The organism is Blautia sp. AM42-2 (genome assembly GCF_003480245.1).
In the GTDB taxonomy this organism is placed as follows: domain Bacteria; phylum Bacillota; class Clostridia; order Lachnospirales; family Lachnospiraceae; genus Fusicatenibacter; species Fusicatenibacter saccharivorans.
In genome coordinates this window covers 255795-278275 of sequence record NZ_QUIM01000002.1, presented here as the reverse complement: position 1 = coordinate 278275, position 22481 = coordinate 255795, and the positions used below count along the sequence as shown (strand labels likewise).

The following is a 22481-nucleotide window of genomic DNA, read 5'->3' as shown; positions in this document are numbered from 1 at the left end:
TTATTTTCAAAACCATCTAAAACTGAAATAACTGCATTTAATAGTTCGTCCTCATTTTCCTCAAGAGAAAGTAATAATAACTTAGCTATAATCTGCCCTCCTTCGTCAATTACTTATAATATTCTTCTATGTATATTCCCCCGTCCATCTTTTCGTTTTTTAGTTTGGATTTTATTTTTGGAAATAGGTCAATATACCCATTCCATATAAGAAATTCTATTCCAGCGTTTCTATATATTCTTCCAAACAAATTCCTTGAGAGTATATTGCCGACGCAGCTTCTTTCCCGACGTATCTGTAATGCCAAGGTTCATTTATAACACCTGTTATATCCGTCTTATTTGAAGGATAACGCTTTATAAAACCATATGTATGAGCATTTTCCTCAAGCCAGTTATAAACATCATCTCTTGAACTTTTTGTAGTATCTGCGTTTATATCGACTGCAATACCAAGCTGATGTTCACTTGTTCCAGGAATTGCCACCCATTGCTCTGCAAGTTTTTTCGCTTCGGACTTCGATTTTCCCTCATTTTCATATGCTTCTATTTTTTCGTTCATTAGTTGCTGCTGTTCTTCCTGTGTCCTATATCCCTCTCTAACAAACAAACCATATCCCTGCGCCCTTGCAGCATTAAACATTTCCTGCAACTCCGGGTAAATTCTGGAATCAACCTTTTTTCCATTTGATAATTCTGTAAGCTGTACTTCATAATCAGCAGGAATATAATTCTCACGATTTACAAGAATCAGATTCCAGCCATGATCTTCACTGGCCATATGGTGTGTTATATTTCCAAGAAAAGGCGTTGTTAAAGATGAATGAAGAACCTTTCCTGCCATCACACATAACATTACTGTAAATAACAGGATAAAAAGTTTTTTTACTTTAAATTTTTTTCGTCTTGCATATCGTTTCAATTATTTTATCTCCACCTTTTGGTATACCCTGTACAGTATCGGCTGAAAAATCAAGCATACCACTGCATATACAGGAACAATAACAGTTGCTATTGTGGTTACTTTACTTCCCAATGTTATAAGTCCAGCTTCTTTGATATCCAAATAAATTTCTAATAACTGGTCTGGAAAGAAAGAGCATAATCCAGGCAATGTAATAATTCTGCTTAAAAATGGAAATGCACATAGCACAATGAATGGTACAATAACGGCAGTTGGCGTAGAGTGTGTAAACGCTGATGCCAACATTCCGAGTGTAGCTGCAAATATCGTTCCTATATATCCACCCAGAACAATAAACAGATATGCCTGTAAAAAAGTAATATTATAAACACTTCTCCACAAATCCAACTGGATTGGACAGTTTGCACCGTCTGCACCTAATATAAAAAGTACAATAAACGTATATAGAAATACAAACATCAGATAAAATCCCGTAGCAATACAAAAACCTGCTCCTACCTTTGCGGAAATCCCCTTGCTTCTTCCAAATCGTGCAGAGAAAAAAATGGAATCTGCTTTTGTCTGAAATTCATCTGAAAATATCCCGGATACAAGAAAACCGATCACTAATGCCAGCATCAGAATAAAGGTTGATATATTTTGTAGTAATGCAGCCCAACCGTCCATATATTCATAGTAAAATGGAGTTTTCAGTTCTTTATATTTCTGAATCATAAAATCTTTTTCTGCCTGTGTAAATCTTTCTTCTCCAGATTCAAGCCAATTTTTTAAAGTAGAAATTCTTCTTTCATAGATTGTTCCAACTTCATCATCAGAAATCTGATCCGTTACATAATAATTATAATCTCTGTAATCGCTGAAAGCATAAATAATGACATCCATAATACCTGCTATGCCTTGCTTTTTTGCATATGCCTTATTTTGTTCTGTAATGTCATCCGACAATGCCTCTTTCGAACTGTTAATTGTCCTGTTCTCTTCCAATACCTTGCTTAATGTATCTGCTGTTAAATAACCTGCCCATTGGTTTTTGGCTTCTCTTAAATCTCTTGCAGCCGAAATTCCAACAGAAGAATTTCCATTTTCATCAACATACTCCACTCTGTTAATCGTTAATATACTGGTTATCGCAAGTATTACGAATAACACTATGACAGCAATTCTATTTTTTGATTTAGAAAACACTTTTTTAATTTCATAACGCAGCATTTTCATCACCTGCTTTCTCTCCAAAATAATATAAAAATACATCTTCCAGTGACGCTTCTACACGCATTGCATTCTCAACCGGTTTTTCGTGAGAAATAATTCGCAGCATAACCTGATTTATTTCTGATTTCATATTGGAAATTTTATATTTTTCCATAAAATCAGATACCCTGTTTTTCGGCACAAGACATTCCCATACTGTTTCTGTCATAGAATTTATCAGTTCGTCAATACTTCCTTTATGCAGAATTTCCCCGTCTTTCATCAACCAAATTTCATTCGCAATATACTCGATATCTGAAACGATATGTGTCGATAATAATACCAGTCTGTCTTCTGAAAGTTCGCTAATCAGATTGCGAAATCGGATTCTTTCATTTGGATCAAGTCCTGCTGTTGGTTCATCAAGTATTAAAATCTTAGGATTATTCAACATAGCCTGTGCAATTCCGGCTCTACGCTTCATACCACCAGATAATTTTTTCATTTTTTTATGAGCTACTTTTGAAAGACCAACCTTAGCAATCAACTCTTTCACACGTTTTTTTACGACAACAGGACGGATTCCTTTCAATGCAGCAATATAAAGTAAATAATCCTCTACCGTAAATTCAGGATAAAATCCAAAATCCTGTGGTAAATACCCCAACAGCTTGCGATATTCACTGTCCATGCTGAAAATATCTTTTCCATTACAGCATATCGTTCCGCTTGTTGGCTTTAAAAGGGTACACAACATTCTCATTAGAGTTGTTTTACCTGCTCCATTTACACCTAAAAGACCATATACCCCATTTGTCATAGTAAGATTTATATGATTGACTGCTGTAAAATCTCCAAATTCTTTTGTTAAACCATCAAGCTCTAATTTCATCAAATGACACCTCCAAATATTGATTACAATTCTTTAAAATACGATATATCGCAAAAGCAATAAAAAGTATTGTTACACCCAGCAGTGCTGACCAGATGGGAACAGTAACCATGATATATACATTTTCATTTAAAACAATAAAAAGCCATACTGCACTCCATATCACACACAGAACAATCGCAACTGTTTCACTGAAAGCGTGTTTACTGCATAAAATTCCAAAACAGATACAGGCCGTTACACAAAGCGGAAAAAGAAATTGGACAACTAATTCTGATAATTCATAATGCAAACCTGCTGAAGCGACTTCTAAAAATACAGTTATGAAAAAAATATCTGTAATACCAAATAACAGCATACGTGTAGCATATACCTGTTTTAATGAATAATAGGAAGCAGCTTCTATTTCCATACATTCACATGATCTGTTTTTCCACAGTTCCGGAATAATAAGGATTACAAATAGCGTGGCTACAACACCCATACTTCTTTTTAGATATATTTCATCATGAATAGAACTTAAAGCAATCCATAATGCCACTAAAATCATAAATTGAAGAACCCACCACCTTTTTTGTATCACACGAAGCTGTGTCCACAAAAAGTCATGATAAGAAAGCATTCGTTCTTGCTCTGCCATAAAAAAGGCATTTTTAGATTTACAAATTGTTTCCTGTATTTTTTCTTCGCTAGCTTCCACTTGTATGCTTTCCCTATATTTTTTTATCTTTTCTTTTTGATTCATCGAATTCCTCCTTCCCGAGAAGTTCCCTCAACTGTTTCCTTGCTTTTTGCAAACGATACTTTACCAGTGGAAGTCCAATTTGCAATGTATCAGAAATTTCTGTTAATTTTAGTTCTTGAAAATAATAAAGAGTAAGTACTTCTCTTGATTCATCTGGAAGTTGTTCTAAAACCTGTTCGATCAAAACTCTATTCAAAATTTGTTCTGTTTGATTTTCTTCCACAAGCTCAATTTCTTCCAGAAGCATTTCCTTTGTTTTCTTCAAATAATCTTTGCATAGGTTACCTGCTATCGTATATAAATAATTCAGTGTTTTCCCTTTATAATGATAGTCGGGTAATTTTGAAAAAAAACGTATAAAGGTTTCCTGCGTGAAATCCTCCGCATATGTTTGATCAAAACAATGATGATAACAGTAGCTTAAAATTTCTTGATAATACTTGTGGACAAACAAATCAAAAGCATTATCATCACCTTGCTTCATTTTTCTAATTAGTAGAAAATCATTATACACAAAATCCTCCTTTCTCATTATTAGAAGTTCAAAATATTTATTCCGTTCTATAAGGCATAACGATTGAGATATGCAAAAAGATAGTCCAAATAAAAATTTTATAAATTATGCACTCAACCTCAAGCATATTTTATTATTATAACTGTCTGAGTCACCAGCCTCAACTATACCACTACTTCTCAATACCTTTTTCCTCTGATTTTCTATGAAGTTAAATTTTTCATGTATCTTGAGAATATCTCCTGCGGAAAAAGCAAAAAATAAACAGTAATCTGGATTATTTTCACAGACCACTGCTTAAATTTTTATTAAAGCGATACCCAACTCCCCACACTGTCTGTATGTACATTGGTTTACTTGGATCATCTTCTATTTTCTCACGTAGGTTACGAATATGGCTCATGACAATGTTATGATTGCCAAAATAAGGTTCTTTCCAAACACGATTGTATATCTACTCCTTACTGAATACTATTCCGGCATTTTGTGCTAACAACAATAAGATTTCAAACTCTGTGTAAGTCAACTCAATCTCATTATCTTCCCGAACCACAATCCGCTTATATTCATCAATGCGAAGTCCATCAAATATCAGTTTTCGTTTATTGACAATCTGCTGTCGTAAGACTTCTGTTTCCTCATTCAAACATGATAAAATATTGTTGATAATATGTTCTTCGTTATCTTCAAAGGACAAAATCAGCAACTTCCCAAAAGCACCACCTTCCTTTATGCTTTCCTTTCTATGATTGTAAACACACTACACCACTTAATTCAAAGAAATCGGATAAAGTTGAAAATCAGCGAAGCAGCATTTATTAATTACTCCGCTGATTTACTGCTATTCTTCCCGTATGGCAGGCAAAATTTCCGCTTTCTTTAATTCAACTTTGGCATATGCTACAAAAATCAGATAAATACCTCCCATAACAGCAACAAGCGCTATGAGGAACAGCCACGGCAATTTCAACGAAATACAATGGTTTACTGCATCCAAGCGTTGACATGCTGCGATGCTGATAAGTCCTCCAAATGCAAGAGAAACCAACAGGGAGCCACCAAGGTAACTACCAATCTCTCGGTCTAACATTGATTTTAGCTGCTTCTGCGTTGCTCCAACGGCCTTCAGCAGGCCAAACTCTCGTTTCCTGTTCTGAAAATCAACCATAAGCATATTCATAAGACTGATACTTCCAAAGACAAACAGAATAGCAGAGGCCATATACAGAGCATTTATAGAAGCTCTATATTGATGCTGAATATTTTTTATCGTTTGCTCAATCATATTTACTTCTATTTTTCCATTTTCATCCGCAATCTCCTGAACTGCGGTCAAAACTTCGTCAAGATGTCCGTCTGAATTTTTGACTGCCAGAATACCCGTCTGCTCTGTTATTCCTGTCAGTTTCTTTGCTGTATCATAAGTCATAATGAAGTAGGGGCTTCCAGGAACGACTGGGCTATTCTCCATAATCAAATTTTATTCAAAAAACATTCTATATTTGAACTACTCTTTTCCTTTTTTTGTGTAAATTGGCTTATATATAAAGCAATCATTTTTAGAGCAAGTTTCGCCCTGGCTGCCAGAAACCCGGTTCCCGGATTTTGTCAGCAGGCAACTTGATGGGGATTTTGCTCCCCATACCCTCAATACAATCAAAGATTGTTCTATTGGTTCCCATTCGCATGGTCACAGCGTAATAAACTTTTATTACTTGGCTTTCACTGTGAACTGTGAAATTTATAAGGAATCCAACGATATTATCGGAAAGGATAAAAATAGATGGCAAGACCAAAGAAAGAAACTGAAAAGTATCGTAATCATCGTATTACTATTCGATTCACAGATCTTGAATATTCAATTATTGAAACTGCAGCCAGACAAACCAATATGTCTCTGGCCGCTTATGTACGAACACAAGTTTTAAAAGGACAGGTACATACCAAAATCGAAATCGTTACTGACGTTCCAGAAATAAAGAAGCTACTCGCAGAGTTTGGAAAGATAGGCAGCAACCTCAATCAGATCGCAAAATATTTTAATCAGGGTGGGATTCTTTCACAGGAAATGCGTGGTGAAATAAATAAGCGACTTCGAGATTTATACGAAATGAAATATAAGGTAATGGAAATGGCTGGTGACTTTCATGGCAATACTGAAACACATCGCAAGTAAAAATGCAGATTATGGAGAATCTGAACGTTATCTGATTTTTCAGCATGACGAATATACGCAGAAACCTGTCCTTGACGAAAATGGGCATATGATCATTCGTGAAGAATACTACCTTGATGGCGTAAACTGCGATCCGTTTACCTTTGCAGTGGAATGTCAGGAAACAAATGCTTATTTCCACAAGAACCAATCCTTCAACGAAATCAAATCTCACCATTATATTATCAGCTTCGATCCAAAGGACAGGGACGAACATGGTTTAAGTGGAGAACAGGCACAGAAACTTGGCGTGGAATATGCCCGAGAGAATTTTCCCGGACACCAGGCTCTTGTCTGCACCCACACTGATGGTCATAATGGCAGTGGAAATATTCATGTGCATATTGTAATCAACAGTGTGCGAAAATATGATACAGAGCCACAGCCCTATATGGAATTTGACCGGGATTCAAAAGCCGGATATAAACATCATCTTTCTGACAGATACAGAATCTACTTAAAGCAAAAAGTTATGGATATGTGCCGTTCCAATGGACTAAACCAGGTAGATCTTCTGAACCCCGCAGAAAAGAAAATATCTGAAAAAGAATACTGGGCAAAACGCAGAGGTCAAAAAAATCTCGATGAACACAATGCAGAACTGAAAAAGAAAGGACTTACTCCAAGACAGACAACATTTCAAACGGAGAAGCAATACCTTCGTGATGCGATTGATGCAGTTGCTTCACAGGCAACATCACAGGAAGAATTTTCCAGATTGCTGTCTGATAGATATAATATCACATTTAAAGTCAGTCGTGGCAGATACAGCTACCTGCATCCTAATCGTCAAAAATACATCACTGGAAGAAATCTCGGAACGCTTTATGAAGAAAATCATCTTCTGCAGGTATTCCAGGAGAACTCCAACAGACAACACGCTAAAAAGTCACATTCTACTGACAGACCAGTTACAGATTTTTCAGAACAGTCAAAATCGTCAGCTTCTGTCCAAACTGACGAAACTACATACTCTTTCCTTTTCATAAAATCTGATTTACGACTTGTAACAGATTTGCTGCACTGTATCAAGGCACAGCAAAGTCAGGCATACGCACAAAAGGTAAAGCTGTCTAATCTTAAGATGATGGCTCAGACAGTTGCCTATGTACAGGAACATGGTTTCCAGAGCAAGGAAGATTTAGATACTGCCCTTTCCAATGCCTCTGCCCAAAGCACTGATACCAGAAATACTCTGAAATCCACAGAAGACGCTTTAAAAAATATAAATGAACAGATTCATTACACCGGACAGTACCTTGCCAATAAATCCATCTATTCCGATTACCGAAAAAGTCGAAATAAAGAAAAATTTTATGACAATCACAGGGCAGAACTCACTCTTTATGAGTCTGCTCTCCGAATACTCAAAGAAAAATCACAGGGCAAAAAACTTCCTACCCTGAAAATGTTGCGTGAAGAAAAGAATCGTTTAACAGAATTACAGACAGTACAGCGGGATGAGTTTAACACCCAGCGTGAATATGAACGAGAACTTCGTACAGTATGCTCCAATGTGGATATCATTCTTAGTCACCCACATATCCAAGAGCCTCTGCCGGAAGCATCACAAGAACATTCCTGTTTCCGCTAAAAAGTGCTATGAAATTTTCCCGTTATTTTTCACTATTTACAAAAAATCCGCTATATGACCGATTTTATAGTCTGTCATATAGCGGATCTTCTATTATTTTTCCTGATAATCTCGTCTCAAAAATTTCTTTTCCTTCGTAAAAACAGCCACTTGATGCTCATCAATATTCATTTGGATCAATTTTCTCTGCTCTTCACTTTCAATTTTATCTCGGTTCAGTGTAAGAATATATTGAAAATCCTGATATTGTTCTTCTTGTTTATAAAGATAATTCAAACATTGGACAAGTGTATCCTGATCCACATCAAAAATATTATCATGCACTAAAAACAGTGGATGCCTGTCTCTCGTATATTGATTAAATAATAATGCCATATCATAAATAAATACCTTTGTTCTATCTACGCTATGACTTCCATCATCATAAATACGAAGAGTCAATTCAACTGGTGTTTTTCTGCGAGCTTTGTCAATTGTCTGGATACTAAACGAACATTCCTTATTTCCCATAATAAATTCATGAATTTGCAAAATAGTATCAGTAAAATCATCGATAATTTTTTTATTCTGTTCAATCTCATTATCGATTTCCATGAGTTGCTGCGTTTTCTGTAAGTTTAGCATTCTTTTCTTTTTCTCGTTCTTTTCGTATTGTTCAAACAAAAACTTTGTATGTGAAGTGGCTTCTTTCTTTGCTTCGTAAATTTTTAAACTTACCTTTAAATTTTTAAGAATTCCCTTTTTATCAATTATCTTCAGCTTTTCTGAATATTCATCATCCAATATCCGAATTTGTTCCGCAATATTTTTTAACTGAGCCTCCAATTCTTTTGCTTTTTGATTCACTAGCATTCTTTGAAATTCTTCTATTTTATTCTTAAACCCTACCACTTCATTCAGAGATTTTACTATAGCATTTCCTAGTTCACTCTTAAACTGATTGTAGACCAATTCAATTTCTCTGTCATCAATTTGTTCCGGTTTTGGCATTTTTCTAATTTTTTCATAATCATAGCGCAAAGCCTTTTGCCGTTTTCTTAATTGATCCAGTAAATCCTCCAATTCAATTAAATCCGCTTCCATAGCATCAAAGCTCTCGTTCGTTTTAAAGCTCTCAATCGCATCCTCCAATTTTTGCAATTCATCTTCCAACGCATTAAGCTCTGCTCTGACATCTGAAATTTTCTTTTTTCCGTCTTGCGTCAGTTCTTTTTTTTCTTTCGTAAGGACAGTGCTAACCGCCTCAATTTCCTTGATGGTTTCAATTGTATTCTTATATGCTTCTAAAGAAAAACCTAACAAATATAAATGAGCACTTAAATCATCTGGAATCTTTTTTGTCAAGTCATGACATTTTATAATATCTGTAAACTCAGAGCGTTCATCCCTCATCAAAATTGAAAAAAGATTTCTAAAACTAGGCACTTTTTTACCATTTAACTTTGAAAAAATAATTCCAGTTAGATAATCTCTTGCATCCTGAATTTTATCAAAGGAAACTGTTTTTCCCTCCCTGATAATTATAGGTTTATCTGCTTGTTTACGATTTCTTTTTATGGTAACTGCTTCTAGTCCTATGTCTAAATCCAAGATTACATTTTCTTCTACTGGGAAAACTTCTTTTGGTATTTTTACAATTCTGGATTTATCATAATCATTCAGAAAACAAAAATCCAAAAATTCAATACTCATGGATTTTCCAACACCATTTGTTTTTCGTCCTTTTACAGATCTGTCATCATACTTCTCACCTAATATAATATTAACTCCATCATGAAAAATAATTTCTTCAAAAATATTATTTTCCGAATAAAGTCGATTGAGACGAATACGATTTATTTCTTTACCCATATATTCGCCTCCTCAAACTCAATAATATTAACAGAATATAAAAAAGAAAGTCCTAAAATCAATTGCCTGCTACTTGTGATTCCTGCTTTTTTTAATGCTTTTGATACATCATATATTGAAACCTTTTCTGTATCTCGCTTTTGTATCTCTTTGAGTATGAGATAACCAATATACATTGCAGAAGATTTTAGTGCATTGCTACTTGCCAGCATCATACTCACTCCTTTCGTTTGGAAATACCCTACATTTAATCATTTCATTAACAAGATAAAATTTTATCGCAGAACGGTCATATTTTTTCCCATTAATACTTAATTTTTCTTCAAAATATGTAACTAATTTGTTTAAAGCAGCAATCGGGTTATCATGTTCCTCTTCCAAAAATTGTACGCTAATATCTTGCAGATAGAACATAATAATAATGTCCTGAGCTTCATCTATTCCAAGCGTTTCATTCACAATATTCAACGCCTCTCCATAAATTGTATAAAGCGTCGTATACTCCGTAATTAATTTATCTGCAAAATTCTTAAATCTTTTATATATCTTATACTCTGGATCTACCGTTGTTTCACGATCCTTGTTTACTTTTCTATGTTGTGAAATATACTCTATCAAATCTATGATTGTATCCACTTCTCCCGCCTGAGTTTCTCTCACAGAATAATATTTGTTATATAATTCTTCTGACAGATAATCACTAACATTTTTTATTTGCGCTGTCTCTAATTCACGAATATCTTTTATTAACTTTTCAACATCCCAAATATCTCTTGCCTTTTCAAAAGAAAACAGCCCCTGTGTATCAAAATTAGAAGAATATTTTTTCTTCTGCGTCAAAATTAGCACAACCAATCTGTCGTATAAATGATACGCTTGACTTTTATTAAATTCCTCTATCGTATGTTTGATTTTTGTGCTACTATTGTCTGATGTAACTTGAACTGCTATCCTATTCTTCTGATCAATTAAGTCAATTGCCGGAGCGTTTTTTTCCAAATGATTTGCATTTTTTAATTCATAACCATAGATAAGATTCAACAGCCCAGGAAAGAAGTCTTCTGCAATGATGTTAATGTCATAGAGATTTACTGCGTTTAATATAGATACTTCCCGACTTAATAATGCTAAATTTTCAGCTATATTTTTTAAATAAACCTCTTTATTCATCATGCTTCTCCACTCTCCTCATTTGTTGCTCGCTTCATTTTAACATATTTTTTTCTATATGACTATTGATTTTTTCTGAAAATTGTGATATATACTTACCTTTTCTTGCGTTCCATATCTTGTCCCATTACCTGCTGCATAGCTTTCTGTCCGCCGCGCCTTGCGACTTCTTCCTTTTTCTCATTCAGTTTTGCAAGGACAGATTCTTTTGGACGGGGCTTTTTATCTTTCGGTGCTGCATTATTTTTAAGTCCGTCAATCATATTGTAATTTGCTTCTTCTGTGATCTCCGCACTTCGCAGGTATTCCCCATTCTCCATATATTTCTGCCAGTTATCCAGTTTCGGTTTACTATTTCCGGACTGCTCCTGTACTGGCGGGTGCAGAGAATCAAGAATCTTCTGTTTTACTACATCATCAAATCCATTGTAGGTACTGTCTACAAGCACATTGCCTTTCTGATCTAATACTACATACGCAACATCTTTTCCATACTGCTCATGTTCCATAAGAAAATAATTTTTTCCTTCTACCAGCAGGTAATCTACTACTTCCCATGTCCCGTCTTTTCCCTCTATTTCATATCCAACTGTATCTTTTGTAAGTCCACCGTTTTCTGAAGATGTAACTTTCATAAAATCTGGAATTTCTATAAAAGTATCTTTATTTACATAATAAGTGGTCGTGACACCATTATCATTAAGGATCAGCACATCACTGGTACTGACTGCATGACCTTTATAATTATGTGGCTGTTTCTTCTCCAGCTCCTTTTTTATCTGTTCTGGTGTTTCTCCCGATTTCATTGTTCCAAGATACACCTGTTCATAATTTGCCACCTGCACAGGGATCTGCTCCTGTGCAAGTTCTTCATACATCCGGAAAAGAAGATTTCTCAATTCCGGCTTTCTTTTTAACTGGTAAACTGCAAACTGACTTGTACTCATTCTCCATCCACCTCCAAATCTGCTTTATAAATTTCTACCGTTTTCTGCAGTTCTTCATATCCCTCATCACTAAGATAGTAGAGTTTCTGAATCGTTGTAAAAATCAGCAGCTTCATATCTTCGTCCAGATAGGAAAAAATCTCATCCATCGCTTCCATTGTCTGTACCCTGTTTCCTGCATCAAAAATTGCCAAAGCGGTATATTCATCTTCCTCAAATCTTACCATCATAATGACACCTCTCCCTTCTTATGTGTTCTGGATTTTTCTTTTGCTGCATTCTGTTCCTGCTCTTTTATTTTCGCCTGACGCTCTCTGAGTGCCTGAAGAACTGATTCTTTTCTGCTCTTTGGCTGTGAACCATTTTCTTTCTGTACAGGCTTATCTCCAACTGCCTGCTCTGTTCTTTTTGTAAGCTCCTGCTTCTGAGCAAAATATTTTTCCACATCGTCCATTGCTTTTTGAACTAATGGACTTTCCTTATAATGTCGGATCATCTCCACACCTTCCCGGTCAACTTTTCCCAGTCGCATAAGATCATACGGTCCATCATAATCACTCCCATCATGCAATTCAAATCCAACACCTTTTATTCCATTCATGCGATCTGCAGGAATTGTTTCATAAATGCGTAGTGCTTCTTCCAAGGTAAGGTTCTCATGATACTCACCCATAACAGGAAATTCCATACACTCCGCAACATAAAAAGTGATCGTGGCTTCTGGCTGTTCCTGCTCTGGCTGTCTGGTAAAAACAGAGCGTGTTTCTGCATTTTCCAGACGTGAAAGTAATGACCGGGCTGTGACTACATCACTGTCTATATCCGATTCTTCCGACACCTCAGTCAGCCAGTCTTTTAAGCCTGCTGTATCCTTGTTCAAAATATCCTCTGTGATTTTCTCGACCTGTTCTTCCCTATTTTCAACGGTATCCTTATATTCATAAGTATCATACTCATAACTAAAATTATCCAAGTCCACTGCAAGTTTCTTGATTTCCTGCTGATCAAGATAGGCTTCCGATTCCTTTATATACTCTGACAGAGTAATTCTTTCTTCTAAGATCGGGTTAATGTCTACTTTAATGCCTGCTATTGCCATACCATACGAATTCAATTCATTAAAAAAACTATCCTCCCGAATATTTCCTCGATAAGAAAGCACCACATCAAGATCAGAATCTGCACGATACAGGTCATCTCTGCTTCTGGAACCATGTACTCTCGCCCCAATCAATGTAACTTCATTTTCCAGTCCCATTTCTTCCAGCACAGCTCTTGCATGAAATAAAACTTCATATTCAATTTCTGCCCTGCCCATCCCATTCAATGCTGTTTCACATCTGCCAAGTTCTGAAGTGAATCGAACATCTCCACTGGCCAACACCTCTTTAGAATGACTGATTACCTTATCCCGAAACTCCCTGTCATCAACTTTTACACATTCAACATCTTCCAATCCTTCATTTTTTAGACTGGCATACATTGCTTTCTGAATAGAATCTTCTGGATTTCCACAGGCATCTCCTGAAATTTCATGAAGTTCCTGATCATAAACCAGATATTTATAGCCTTCCTCAGTCGGCTGCACTGTTAAATACATACCAGACATTTTAAATTGTACGGTTATTCCCTCATAATTTTTTAATGCCGCTTCCCTGTCATAACCATCAAAAAAAGCCTTTGGACAATTACGTTCAAACTGTATCTTCTCCAGTCTCTCTTCTTCTGCATATTCAATTTCTGCATACATTTCTTCATAATCCATCACATTTGCATCTTCTATGAACAATCCTTCTTCCTCTAAAATGTTCTCGATTGCTTCTGAAATAGAAATATTCGGATTATCGTAGACACCGCCATCCATTTCCAAGTAATCCTTATCATAGAACGTATAATCATACCCATCTTCTACTGTCTGGATTGTAAAATACTGTTCTCCAATCTGGTATGCAATCTCTGTATCATGTCCTGCCAGACTATTTCGTATGTCCTTAAAGGTAGTGTATATCTGCGGATTCAGCCATCCTTCCACTTCCTGGCAATCATAAATCAATGTATCTATTCCATTTTTGCACTGGATAAAATCAAGACTGCCTCTCAGCGGTGCCGTATTTTCAATTCCAAGAGCTTTCATTTTATGGTTTGGCAGAGAGTAATATGCTCCAAGGGCAGCTCCAAGATCCTTATATCGTTCAATCTTCATTCCACCTTTTGCTGCCAGATCTTCGATCACATAATATTGGTCAATATAATGATTTTCTGGCATTTTCAGGTCAATGCCATTATTTTCTCTGACTTTATGTATCTCGAAGAAACTAAATTTCTGTTCTTCCCCCTGCTGATTCTGTCCGGTCAGTGTCGGTTCCCATGTATCTGTACTGATCGTCTGCTGTTCCGTTATTTTCATAACCGTCCCATCTGCTAAGATAACTGTTGCCTGGTCTGGAATATTCATCAAGTCATATACTGTTGCACCATTTTCTTCCAGATATTCTGAAATAGCTTCCCTGGCTCCTTCATCAAATCCATGCCAGATGTCCTCTGCCACCAGTGTTCCATTCTCTGAAACAATAATATCTGCCACTTCCTGACCGTATTCCTCACTTCGCATCTGGAAGAATCGCTCCCCATGATACGTTTTCATATCCACTGCATACCAGGTGCCTGTATGTCCGTCTGCTTCATACCCTCTTGTATTTTCAGTGATATGCTGATTTTTCACACCAAGCACCTCTTCCAGTTTCCGGGTACGGATTTCGTTTCTCGCCATATCAATGAAGCCATTCAATACTGCAGGATGACTGCTCACAATATAGTCCCTGTTCAGATCCATTCCCCGGCTAATATTTTCTGGAATATCAATGCCATCTGCCCACCGTTTATTGCCATCAGAAAATCTTCCATCATAGGAAAGCTGCTTTAACGTATTTGCCAGAACAAAGGCAACACGTTCCTCTCCATATTTTTCAATCACACCTGTTGCAGTATCCGGGTTCAGACTCATGCCATCAAATTTTTCTGCGATTGCCTGTTCGATTGCATTTTTGCAGTCAATATTCAGTTTTCTGGAATCCAGGTAAGCATCTACATTTCTCTCCTGCATAGCCTTTTCCAAAGTTCCCATATAAACTTCCGGATATGCTTTTACCGGATTGGTATTTAATATTTCAACTCTCTGTGCCACAAAGTCCGGCAATTCTGCAAAACCAAAGGAATCCACATAGTATGCGGTTAATCTGCCGCCCCGGTTCATAATGATCACATCACTGACTGACATGGAATGCCCGGTAAAATCGTTTGGACGTTCTACATTAAAACGCTCAAAGAGGTTGTCCAGTGTCGTAGCATCTCTCAGTCTTTCACTGTAAACCATCTGATAGTCTTTACCATCTACGGTGAATCCCATTTCCTTTGCTGCTTCCAGACTTAAAAACTGATACCCTCTTTCTTCCTGGTCACTGTTGATCTGATAAATACCATAGCGGTTTCCATCACTTTCCAGAAGAAGTGTTTCTTTGATCTTTGCTTTTTCTTCCGGTGTCATAACCGTTTCCTGACTTCTCCGGTAATTTTCCCATTCAAATTTCGTCACTCCGAATAACCCGTCATGCTGTAAAATATCCAGTTCCAGATCCATAACCCTCTGTGACTGCTCCTGGACTCCCACTGCTCCGATCAATCCGTAAACCGTTACCCCATCATGGTACAGTTCCACTGCCCGTTCTCTGGTAAGCGGAAGCATACTTTCCGAATAAAATCCAGCTTCATGTAATTCAGATAACCCGATCATCGAATCTGGCAGACTGTCAATCTGTTCCTCTGCTTCTCCGAGCAGTTTTATTACCTCTTCTCTGTTCCCATTCAGAATAGCCTCTGCAAGATTCTCTGCCAGTTTTTCCGTTGCATCCCTGTCATCCAGTTTATAAGCAAAATTTACGATAAGATTTCTCTGGTCATTGCTGAAAACCGTCCGTTCCTGTTCCAGACGGTTAATCGTCTGCTCCGCATACTGCATGGCACTCAGTTCTTCTGTCTGCTCCCCAACAGTTGCCTCCTGTTCCGATCTTTCTGCCTGAAGTTCTTTTACCTTTTCTTCAATCTGCCCGATCAGTTCAGCAGATGTCTTACGGACGGTGTCCATGGAAGCACGAAGTTCTTTCATATTTTTACCAGAAGACCAACTCGCAATATAGGAAAAGGAATACTCCGATGTGTCCAGTCCAAAATGATTACATACCACATAAGCAACACTTTCTGCTTCCACTTCTTTTGTAAGCTGGTCTTTTACGACGCCCTCTGCTTCCATCTGGTCACGATCATGCAATACTGCATGTGCGGTTTCATGCACCGCAGTTTTCATGGTCTGTGCCTCACTCATACCAGGCTGAACAGCAATATATTTATCTACAATCTGATAAAAGCCTTTCGCTTCCCCGTCAATTTCAATAAAACGGATGGGAACTGGGGCAACCGTTTTCAGTGCTTCCATAAAATCATGGTAAATCAGAACATCCCCCTCCAGTTCTGATACCTCAAACTCTGGAATTGGTTCTCCTGTGGTCTGGCGGACATCAAATACTGTCGTAACCCGGAATTTTGTAATGACACGCTCTACCACTTCTGTTTCCGGCTGTCCATCTTCCCCGATCACAATCTCACCTGTTTCCGGATCTGTTTTTTCAATCTCCTGTTTCTCTTTAAACGGAGCCGGGGCAATAATCTGGATGCCTTTTTCTCCTCTTTTTACCTGTCGGTTAAATTTCTTCTGCCATGCCTGATACCCGGCTACCAGTGTCGCTTCCGGTTTCTGCATGGCGATCAGCAGGGTATTATTAAAACTGTAATTATGGAACTTTGCCATTGTGTTCAGATATTCCGTATATTTTTCTGATGTGAATATTTCCGCAACGCCCTGTTCCAACTGCTCTGTAATCTGCTTTAACTGTTCTTCTCTGTTTGCCATAATCAAATCCTCCATAGAAAAATCCCGCCAAAGCTCTGGTTACTCTGACGGGATACCCTTTATAACTCCTGTTCGTGTTTCTTTTTTGGTTTCTGATGTGTTTCGCCTGTCTGCTCCTGCTGTTTCTGTTCTTTAATCCTTTCCAGAATAGATGTTTTATGAACACTATCTGCGATTCTGTCCTGCCGTTCCTCTGACACGTTTACTTCCGGGTTTTCCCCGATTCCCTCATCTGCCAGAAGATTCTCTCCACCTTTCTCATCCATGTTGAGCATGGCATTTAATTCTGCCAGACGTTCCATTTTTTCACTCAGTTCCGCTTCTTTGGTGAATGGCTTCTGCACCTCTTCCTGTGCTGTCTTTAACTGTTGTTGTACCGTTTCCAGATTCTGCTCGGTATCTGCCAGCTTTTTCTCGATTGCAGAAAGTGCATTATGAATCCTCTGGATATTGCCCAGAGTATCCTTTCCGAACTCAATCTTATAAGAGCATTTTCCCTTGATCGTCATGGTATAGGTATTCGACAGGAAATTGTGTTCTGAAGAAAGAGCAAAACCATGATATTCCCCGATCTGTCCGGCTGATTTTACAGACCTCAGACTGGATGCTGCTGAAATCAGTGCAACTCCCGCTTCTTTTTTATCGGTATACAGCTTTCCACTGACTGTCATTGCAAAGTGGTCATTATCCTGTAAATCTATTCCTTTTACTACATCTGCATCCACACGCATACCGGCAATCTTCTCTTTTAATGCTGTGATCTGTACCGGATACCGCTTTGCAATATCCGATTCCAGACGATAAATCTGACTGGTGTGGTTTGCTTTCAGAAGCTTCAGCTTACTTACCTGCACATCCAAATCCATTTTTTCCTTGATGTATTCGTTTCCTGTTGCCAGGGCTTTAATCTCTGCATAGGACAGGGCTGTATCATCTACATCTTCACAGGCACGAACCGGGGATTTACTGGTCATGATCTGCGAAATAAACTTCTGCTTGTTTTCCAGAATCTGCCACATGTACGAATCGAACGTATTTTCCGTTACATACCGGAAGATTTTTACCTTATCATTCTGGTTTCCCTGCCTGAGAATACGTCCCTCCTGCTGTTCCAGGTCAGACGGTTTCCAAGGGCAGTCCAGATGATGCAGTGCAAGTAGCCTGTCCTGGACGTTGGTACCAGCACCGAGTTTCGGAGTGGAACCCATCAGGATTCTTACCTGCCCGGCCCGCACCTTTGCAAACAGTTCTGCCTTTTTTACCTCCGTATTATACTCATGGATAAATGCGATCTGGTCTTTCGGGATTCCCCGTTCCACCAGCTTGTTTCTCACATCATCATACACGTTGAATGTTCCGTCAGTTTTCGGTGTGCTGAGGTCACAGAAGATCAACTGGGTAGCCTGTGTATCTTTTCCGTCCTCCCATACCTGGAAAGCATTCTCTACGCAGGCATTTACCTTACTTTCCCCTGCATCTGGCAGCATATCATTTAAAAGCCTCTGGTCTAATGCACATTTTCTTCCATCGTTAGTAATCTTGAGCATGTTATCTACCCTTGGATCTACCGCACCGCCACGAACCTGTTCTGCACGTTCCGAAAAGGCTTCCACCATTTCTTTCTGTTCCTCACTCGGCTTTAACACTTCGTTGATATATTCTGCTTCCGGTACAGGAAGATTCAACATGTCCGCAGTCTGAATATCTGCTGTTTCCTTAAATATAGAGATCAGTTCCGGAAGATTAAAGAAACGGGCAAATCGTGTTTTTGCACGATAGCCCGTCCCTTCGGGAACGAGTTTGTCAAGATGATTTTTGTAAGTTTTCTAAATTCAAATATTTATCCGCTGAAAAATCTCCCAACATCTCGTGTCTGCATATTTCTTGAAACACCGTATTCAAAGGCTTCTTCGCACTTTCCGATTGCTTCACATTTACAATAAAAGTGGTTTTACCTATTCGTGTTGTATAAGATAAAGTGTTTTCTTTCATATCGTCCGTTTCTCCTTTTCATAAATTGACTGTGGGGCATTCCGTTTAGAACACCCCACAAATACAGCCTGTTTCATCTGAACATATCAAGAAGTCATTAAGTTGCAAGTACAATGGAAATGGTTATCTTTCCATACCACGCTTGTTTCTTCGTGCCTTGATACGCTCCTGTCTTTCTTTTTCCCTTGCTTCTTTTTCGGCTCGTTCCTGTGCTTCCTTAAAAGAAAAAAGTTGCTTCACTTTTTCGGTAAAAAGTTTAGCAACTTCGGGGAAATGCTCCAACGCTTCAAGAAAAGGTCTGCACTTTTCTTTCAGTTCGTTGTATTTGGTTTTCATTCTTTCCAGTGCATTTGCACTGTCAAAATATTTCTGTCGGTAATAATTTGCACTCTGCTCCAATTTATTGATTTCCGCACGACTGGTAATGCCCTCTTTGGCAAGGGAAGTCAGCTCAGAATAATCCTCTTTGGAGATTGCCATTTTACCTGTGATTGTTTTCTGCCCCATACTGTCAATCTCGTTTAAGGTTTTGGAAATATGACGGGCAGGCTCATACTTAACCTGTTCCTTTTGAATACGCTTCTGCAACTTCTCCAATCGCTCTTTATCCTGTTTGATTTGATATTGCAGGGAAGTCAAATGCTCTGCCGTACTTCCGTATTCGCCACGCTGAAAGCCTTTGAACCCTTGTTCCGTCATATAGTGAAACAACTCATCTTGCAGTATGCTGTACGAAGCTCGGAACATCGGTTTCCCGTTCTTTCTTAGCAATGGATTTCCTTTTTCATCGGTCAGCGGAATATCCGATTTCCATTTCTTTGAATGGCTTATCTGATTAACAACCGCCTTGACCGTTCCTCGCAGTTCGGGGTCTTTGCAACGCTTACTCCATAAGATTTCTTTCTCCACCACAGGCAGAACCATAGCGTGAAGATGATAGTGGTAAACCTCTTTTCCAAGTTCTTCGGTTGCCGCTACATTGATTTCATCAGCGTGCATTACTGCCGATATAACATTGTCAGCACCGAATTTTTCTTCGATGAAATGATAGGCTTCTTCATAAAACTGCTTTGCGTATTCATAACCACCGTTACGCTCGAAGTACATCGTGTTCACATCAATCACAATCTCATTAAAGAGTGTTGCGTCTTTCCTTAACCCACGAAGCGACACCTGCCCGTCTGTTTCCATCTGCTTTAACTGTTCCATATAGGTCGGGGCAGTCGGTTTTTTGAAATGCACATTAAAGGGTATTCGTTCCACAATTACATTCATATTTTCATAGGTTTCATTCTTGCGTTCGTTGTGCCTTTCCGCCTTGCTCACATCAGAAGCGGTGTACTGTTTTACCCTTGCACAACTCATATCTGCCTTGTTGGTTTTTGCCATTTTACTCTCCTTTCCAGACAGGGGCGAAGCCATTACACAACATTCTTTGAATGTGTGTAACCCACTATGACACTTTCAGACTTCGTCTGCAAAGATGTCGTGGGCAAGGGAGTTCCCCCTTGACCTCCTTATGATACCTCAATCATAAAAACAGACTGTCCACTCATCAGACAGCCTGCATTATTCTCTCGGTATATCGCCCATCGGCAAAGACCAGTACCACAGAAAGCCTTTCTTTTTGGAGATAACTCCTGCTTTCTTCTTTGCCTTTTTGATGGTCGATTTCTTGAACCCTGCGGCTTCAAGTCTTTCTTCGCAATCCGAAGAAAGCATTTCTCCGTCTTTCAGCATTTCCAAAAGAAATTCTTTTGCCTTGATTTCCTTATCGTTCGGTCTGCCCATTTTAGGGGCAAGGGATTGGAACGCTTCTTCTGCTGTCATTTCCATTTCAGAGATAAAGTCCACTCCTTTTTCTGCAACCTCAAAGAGAATTGCAGAGCCTGTCGGGGCAAGGTTGGATTTCACTTGCACCATATATCTTTCCGCTGGTGCTTCTTTGTTCGGTGTGCGTGTGATTGCAAGAATACTTCTTGCAGCACCCGCAATATCAATAGAACCATTGGTACGATAAAGTGGATTGGTATCTCTCATCTTGTTCATATGAGCGATAATCACGATTGCACAGCCAGTATTCTTCGCAACCGCAATCAGATGATTAAACTCTGCTCGTGTTTCGTTGGCATTGTTCATTGAACAGTTCTCTCCGATATAGGAACTCATCGGGTCAAGAATTAAAAGTTTTGCGTGATACCTTTCGATTGCTTCAGCAATACGGTTATCCCCAAAGGATAAAGACTTTTCATCTTCCTTGATGAAGATAAGATTTTCTCCATTCCCACCGGCTGAATTAAATCGGGGTACTACCGTATCGTCTGCGTCATCTTCCGTTGTCTGATAGATGATAGTCATAGGCTCGGTTTCTTCCGTTTCAGTAAAGGGCAGAGGTTCGCCCTTAGAGAGTAGGGCGGCAATGGAAAGCATTAACTTGCTTTTTCCATCGCCCGGATCGCCCTGCAACAGCGTAACCTTGCCGAACGGAATATACGGATACCACAGCCATTTCACTTCTTTCGTAAGTGCAAAATAATTCGACGGATTGTGTTGCCCTAAAAAATATCCCATAATAATCAATAGAGAATGCAAGCATTTTACTTCATCTTTTCTTGCTAGAAATGATAGATGCGAGCATTTTACTCTATTCAAGTTATGGAGGTGTGCTCATGAAAAGCAAAAGAATACCTGTCGAAGAACAATACCGTCTCATCATGGAATGCCGTCAAAGTGGATTGACAGATCATCAATGGTGTGTGGAACATGATATCAAGCCAGGAACTTTTTACAACTGGGTAAAAAGACTGCGTCAGAAAGGTTGTGTGGATTTGCCGGCGTCAACTGGACGCACCTATCGCGCACCAGAAGGCCAGGAAGTTGTCAGAGTGGAGTTTCATGATACTGACCCGATTCCTTATGAACAGCCATTAAATGTAATTCCGGCAGCTACGGAAAGGAATAACTTTTCTGTAGCAGAGTCAATGAAGCTGTCTGTAGGCAGCTTTCATCTAACAATACCAAATGGAACAGATCCTCAGCTTCTGGCTCAAACGCTTCGAATTGTGAAGGAGCTGGAATGTTAGGGGATATCACAGCCGCCGATGAAATCTATATCGTAACAGGCAGAACGGATATGCGGAAATCCATTGACGGGCTGTGTGCTATTGTAGAGGATCAACTCCATATGGATCCAAGGCGAAGTGCCCTGTATCTTTTCTGTGGAAAACGTTGTGACAGGATCAAAGCTTTGCTCTGGGAATCTGACGGATTTGTGCTGCTGTATAAACGTATGGAAGTTCAGGGCAGGTTTCGCTGGCCCAGAAATCAGCTGGAAGTAAAACAATTGACCTGGCAGCAATTCGACTGGCTCATGTCCGGGCTTGAAATCGAACAACCCAAGGCATTCAAACCTACGGAATGATCGCGTAAACGGAGGGGCTTCTCACCCTGTATCATGTCTGAAATCCCTTGTAAATGCTGGGG

At 38.6% G+C, this 22481-nt stretch carries 22 protein-coding genes; 4 read left to right on the top strand and 18 right to left on the bottom strand.

Annotated elements, in window-relative coordinates:
• Positions 1 to 216 precede the first annotated feature (216 nt).
• From DW915_RS04360 to DW915_RS04330, 8 genes are all read right to left on the bottom strand, one after another.
• Positions 217 to 921 carry a M15 family metallopeptidase gene (locus DW915_RS04360; protein WP_002594772.1) on the bottom strand — a complete coding sequence of 235 codons (705 nt, stop codon included), beginning with the start codon at positions 919 to 921 and terminating at the stop codon, positions 217 to 219.
• Entirely contained in the window at positions 922 to 2139 is a 1218-nt protein-coding gene (locus tag DW915_RS04355) for an ABC transporter permease (protein WP_243033791.1), read from the bottom strand. It abuts the gene before it with no gap.
• Positions 2120 to 3007 carry an ABC transporter ATP-binding protein gene (locus DW915_RS04350; RefSeq protein WP_002594774.1) on the bottom strand — a complete coding sequence of 296 codons (888 nt, stop codon included), beginning with the start codon at positions 3005 to 3007 and terminating at the stop codon, positions 2120 to 2122. Before DW915_RS04350 ends, DW915_RS04355 begins: the two co-directional genes overlap by 20 nt.
• Positions 2991 to 3752 (bottom strand): hypothetical protein, encoded by a 762-nt coding sequence (locus tag DW915_RS04345; RefSeq protein ID WP_118699249.1) that lies wholly within the window; start codon positions 3750 to 3752, stop codon positions 2991 to 2993. Before DW915_RS04345 ends, DW915_RS04350 begins: the two co-directional genes overlap by 17 nt.
• Entirely contained in the window at positions 3721 to 4266 is a 546-nt protein-coding gene (locus tag DW915_RS04340; protein WP_002594776.1) for an RNA polymerase sigma factor, read from the bottom strand. Before DW915_RS04340 ends, DW915_RS04345 begins: the two co-directional genes overlap by 32 nt.
• A gap of 283 nt (positions 4267 to 4549) precedes the next feature.
• Positions 4550 to 4720 (bottom strand): winged helix-turn-helix domain-containing protein, encoded by a 171-nt coding sequence (locus DW915_RS16310; protein ID WP_330422673.1) that lies wholly within the window; start codon positions 4718 to 4720, stop codon positions 4550 to 4552.
• A complete protein-coding gene (locus DW915_RS16305; RefSeq protein WP_330422669.1) occupies positions 4721 to 4963 on the bottom strand; it encodes a hypothetical protein in 243 nt (80 codons plus the stop codon).
• Positions 4964 to 5107: 144 nt separating this feature from the next.
• On the bottom strand, positions 5108 to 5695 hold the full coding sequence (locus DW915_RS04330; protein WP_243009890.1) for an ABC transporter permease: 588 nt from the start codon (positions 5693 to 5695) through the stop codon (positions 5108 to 5110).
• 354 nt (positions 5696 to 6049) lie between these two features.
• Between DW915_RS04330 and DW915_RS04325 the strand changes: the two genes are divergently transcribed.
• On the top strand, positions 6050 to 6442 hold the full coding sequence (locus tag DW915_RS04325) for a plasmid mobilization protein (RefSeq protein ID WP_117844641.1): 393 nt from the start codon (positions 6050 to 6052) through the stop codon (positions 6440 to 6442).
• Entirely contained in the window at positions 6414 to 8075 is a 1662-nt protein-coding gene (locus tag DW915_RS04320) for a relaxase/mobilization nuclease domain-containing protein (RefSeq protein WP_117844643.1), read from the top strand. Before DW915_RS04325 ends, DW915_RS04320 begins: the two co-directional genes overlap by 29 nt.
• A 93-nt stretch (positions 8076 to 8168) precedes the next feature.
• Here the strand turns inward: DW915_RS04320 and DW915_RS04315 are convergent, their stop codons facing one another.
• The 10 genes from DW915_RS04315 to DW915_RS04270 all read right to left on the bottom strand — a co-directional run bounded on the left by DW915_RS04315 (position 8169) and on the right by DW915_RS04270 (position 21650).
• Positions 8169 to 9926, bottom strand: a complete 1758-nt coding sequence (locus tag DW915_RS04315) for a DUF2326 domain-containing protein (protein WP_117844645.1) — start codon at positions 9924 to 9926, stop codon at positions 8169 to 8171.
• Positions 9911 to 10141 (bottom strand): ABC-three component system middle component 6, encoded by a 231-nt coding sequence (locus DW915_RS04310; protein WP_117844647.1) that lies wholly within the window; start codon positions 10139 to 10141, stop codon positions 9911 to 9913. The genes DW915_RS04315 and DW915_RS04310 overlap by 16 nt, the downstream gene beginning before the upstream one ends.
• Complete coding sequence (locus tag DW915_RS04305; protein WP_117844649.1) at positions 10125 to 11099, bottom strand: SMEK domain-containing protein; 975 nt, start codon at positions 11097 to 11099, stop codon at positions 10125 to 10127. Before DW915_RS04305 ends, DW915_RS04310 begins: the two co-directional genes overlap by 17 nt.
• Positions 11100 to 11191: 92 nt before the next feature.
• A complete protein-coding gene (locus tag DW915_RS04300; protein WP_118741655.1) occupies positions 11192 to 12043 on the bottom strand; it encodes a YodL domain-containing protein in 852 nt (283 codons plus the stop codon).
• Positions 12040 to 12273 (bottom strand): transposon-transfer assisting family protein, encoded by a 234-nt coding sequence (locus tag DW915_RS04295; RefSeq protein ID WP_117597317.1) that lies wholly within the window; start codon positions 12271 to 12273, stop codon positions 12040 to 12042. The genes DW915_RS04300 and DW915_RS04295 overlap by 4 nt, the downstream gene beginning before the upstream one ends.
• Entirely contained in the window at positions 12270 to 17006 is a 4737-nt protein-coding gene (locus DW915_RS04290) for a DUF3849 domain-containing protein (protein WP_118741654.1), read from the bottom strand. Before DW915_RS04290 ends, DW915_RS04295 begins: the two co-directional genes overlap by 4 nt.
• A gap of 59 nt (positions 17007 to 17065) precedes the next feature.
• A complete protein-coding gene (locus DW915_RS04285; protein WP_243033783.1) occupies positions 17066 to 18694 on the bottom strand; it encodes a helicase C-terminal domain-containing protein in 1629 nt (542 codons plus the stop codon).
• A gap of 115 nt (positions 18695 to 18809) precedes the next feature.
• Complete coding sequence (locus DW915_RS04280; RefSeq protein WP_004452856.1) at positions 18810 to 18998, bottom strand: transposon-encoded TnpW family protein; 189 nt, start codon at positions 18996 to 18998, stop codon at positions 18810 to 18812.
• Between the two features lie 123 nt (positions 18999 to 19121).
• Complete coding sequence (locus tag DW915_RS04275) at positions 19122 to 20387, bottom strand: plasmid recombination protein (protein ID WP_021391154.1); 1266 nt, start codon at positions 20385 to 20387, stop codon at positions 19122 to 19124.
• Positions 20388 to 20567: 180 nt separating this feature from the next.
• A complete protein-coding gene (locus DW915_RS04270; RefSeq protein ID WP_243033782.1) occupies positions 20568 to 21650 on the bottom strand; it encodes an AAA family ATPase in 1083 nt (360 codons plus the stop codon).
• A 17-nt stretch (positions 21651 to 21667) separates the two neighbouring features.
• Between DW915_RS04270 and tnpA the strand changes: the two genes are divergently transcribed.
• Entirely contained in the window at positions 21668 to 22081 is a 414-nt protein-coding gene (tnpA, locus tag DW915_RS04260) for an IS66 family insertion sequence element accessory protein TnpA (protein WP_199676773.1), read from the top strand.
• Complete coding sequence (gene tnpB, locus DW915_RS04255) at positions 22075 to 22419, top strand: IS66 family insertion sequence element accessory protein TnpB (protein WP_009246070.1); 345 nt, start codon at positions 22075 to 22077, stop codon at positions 22417 to 22419. The genes tnpA and tnpB overlap by 7 nt, the downstream gene beginning before the upstream one ends.
• Positions 22420 to 22481 lie beyond the last annotated feature (62 nt).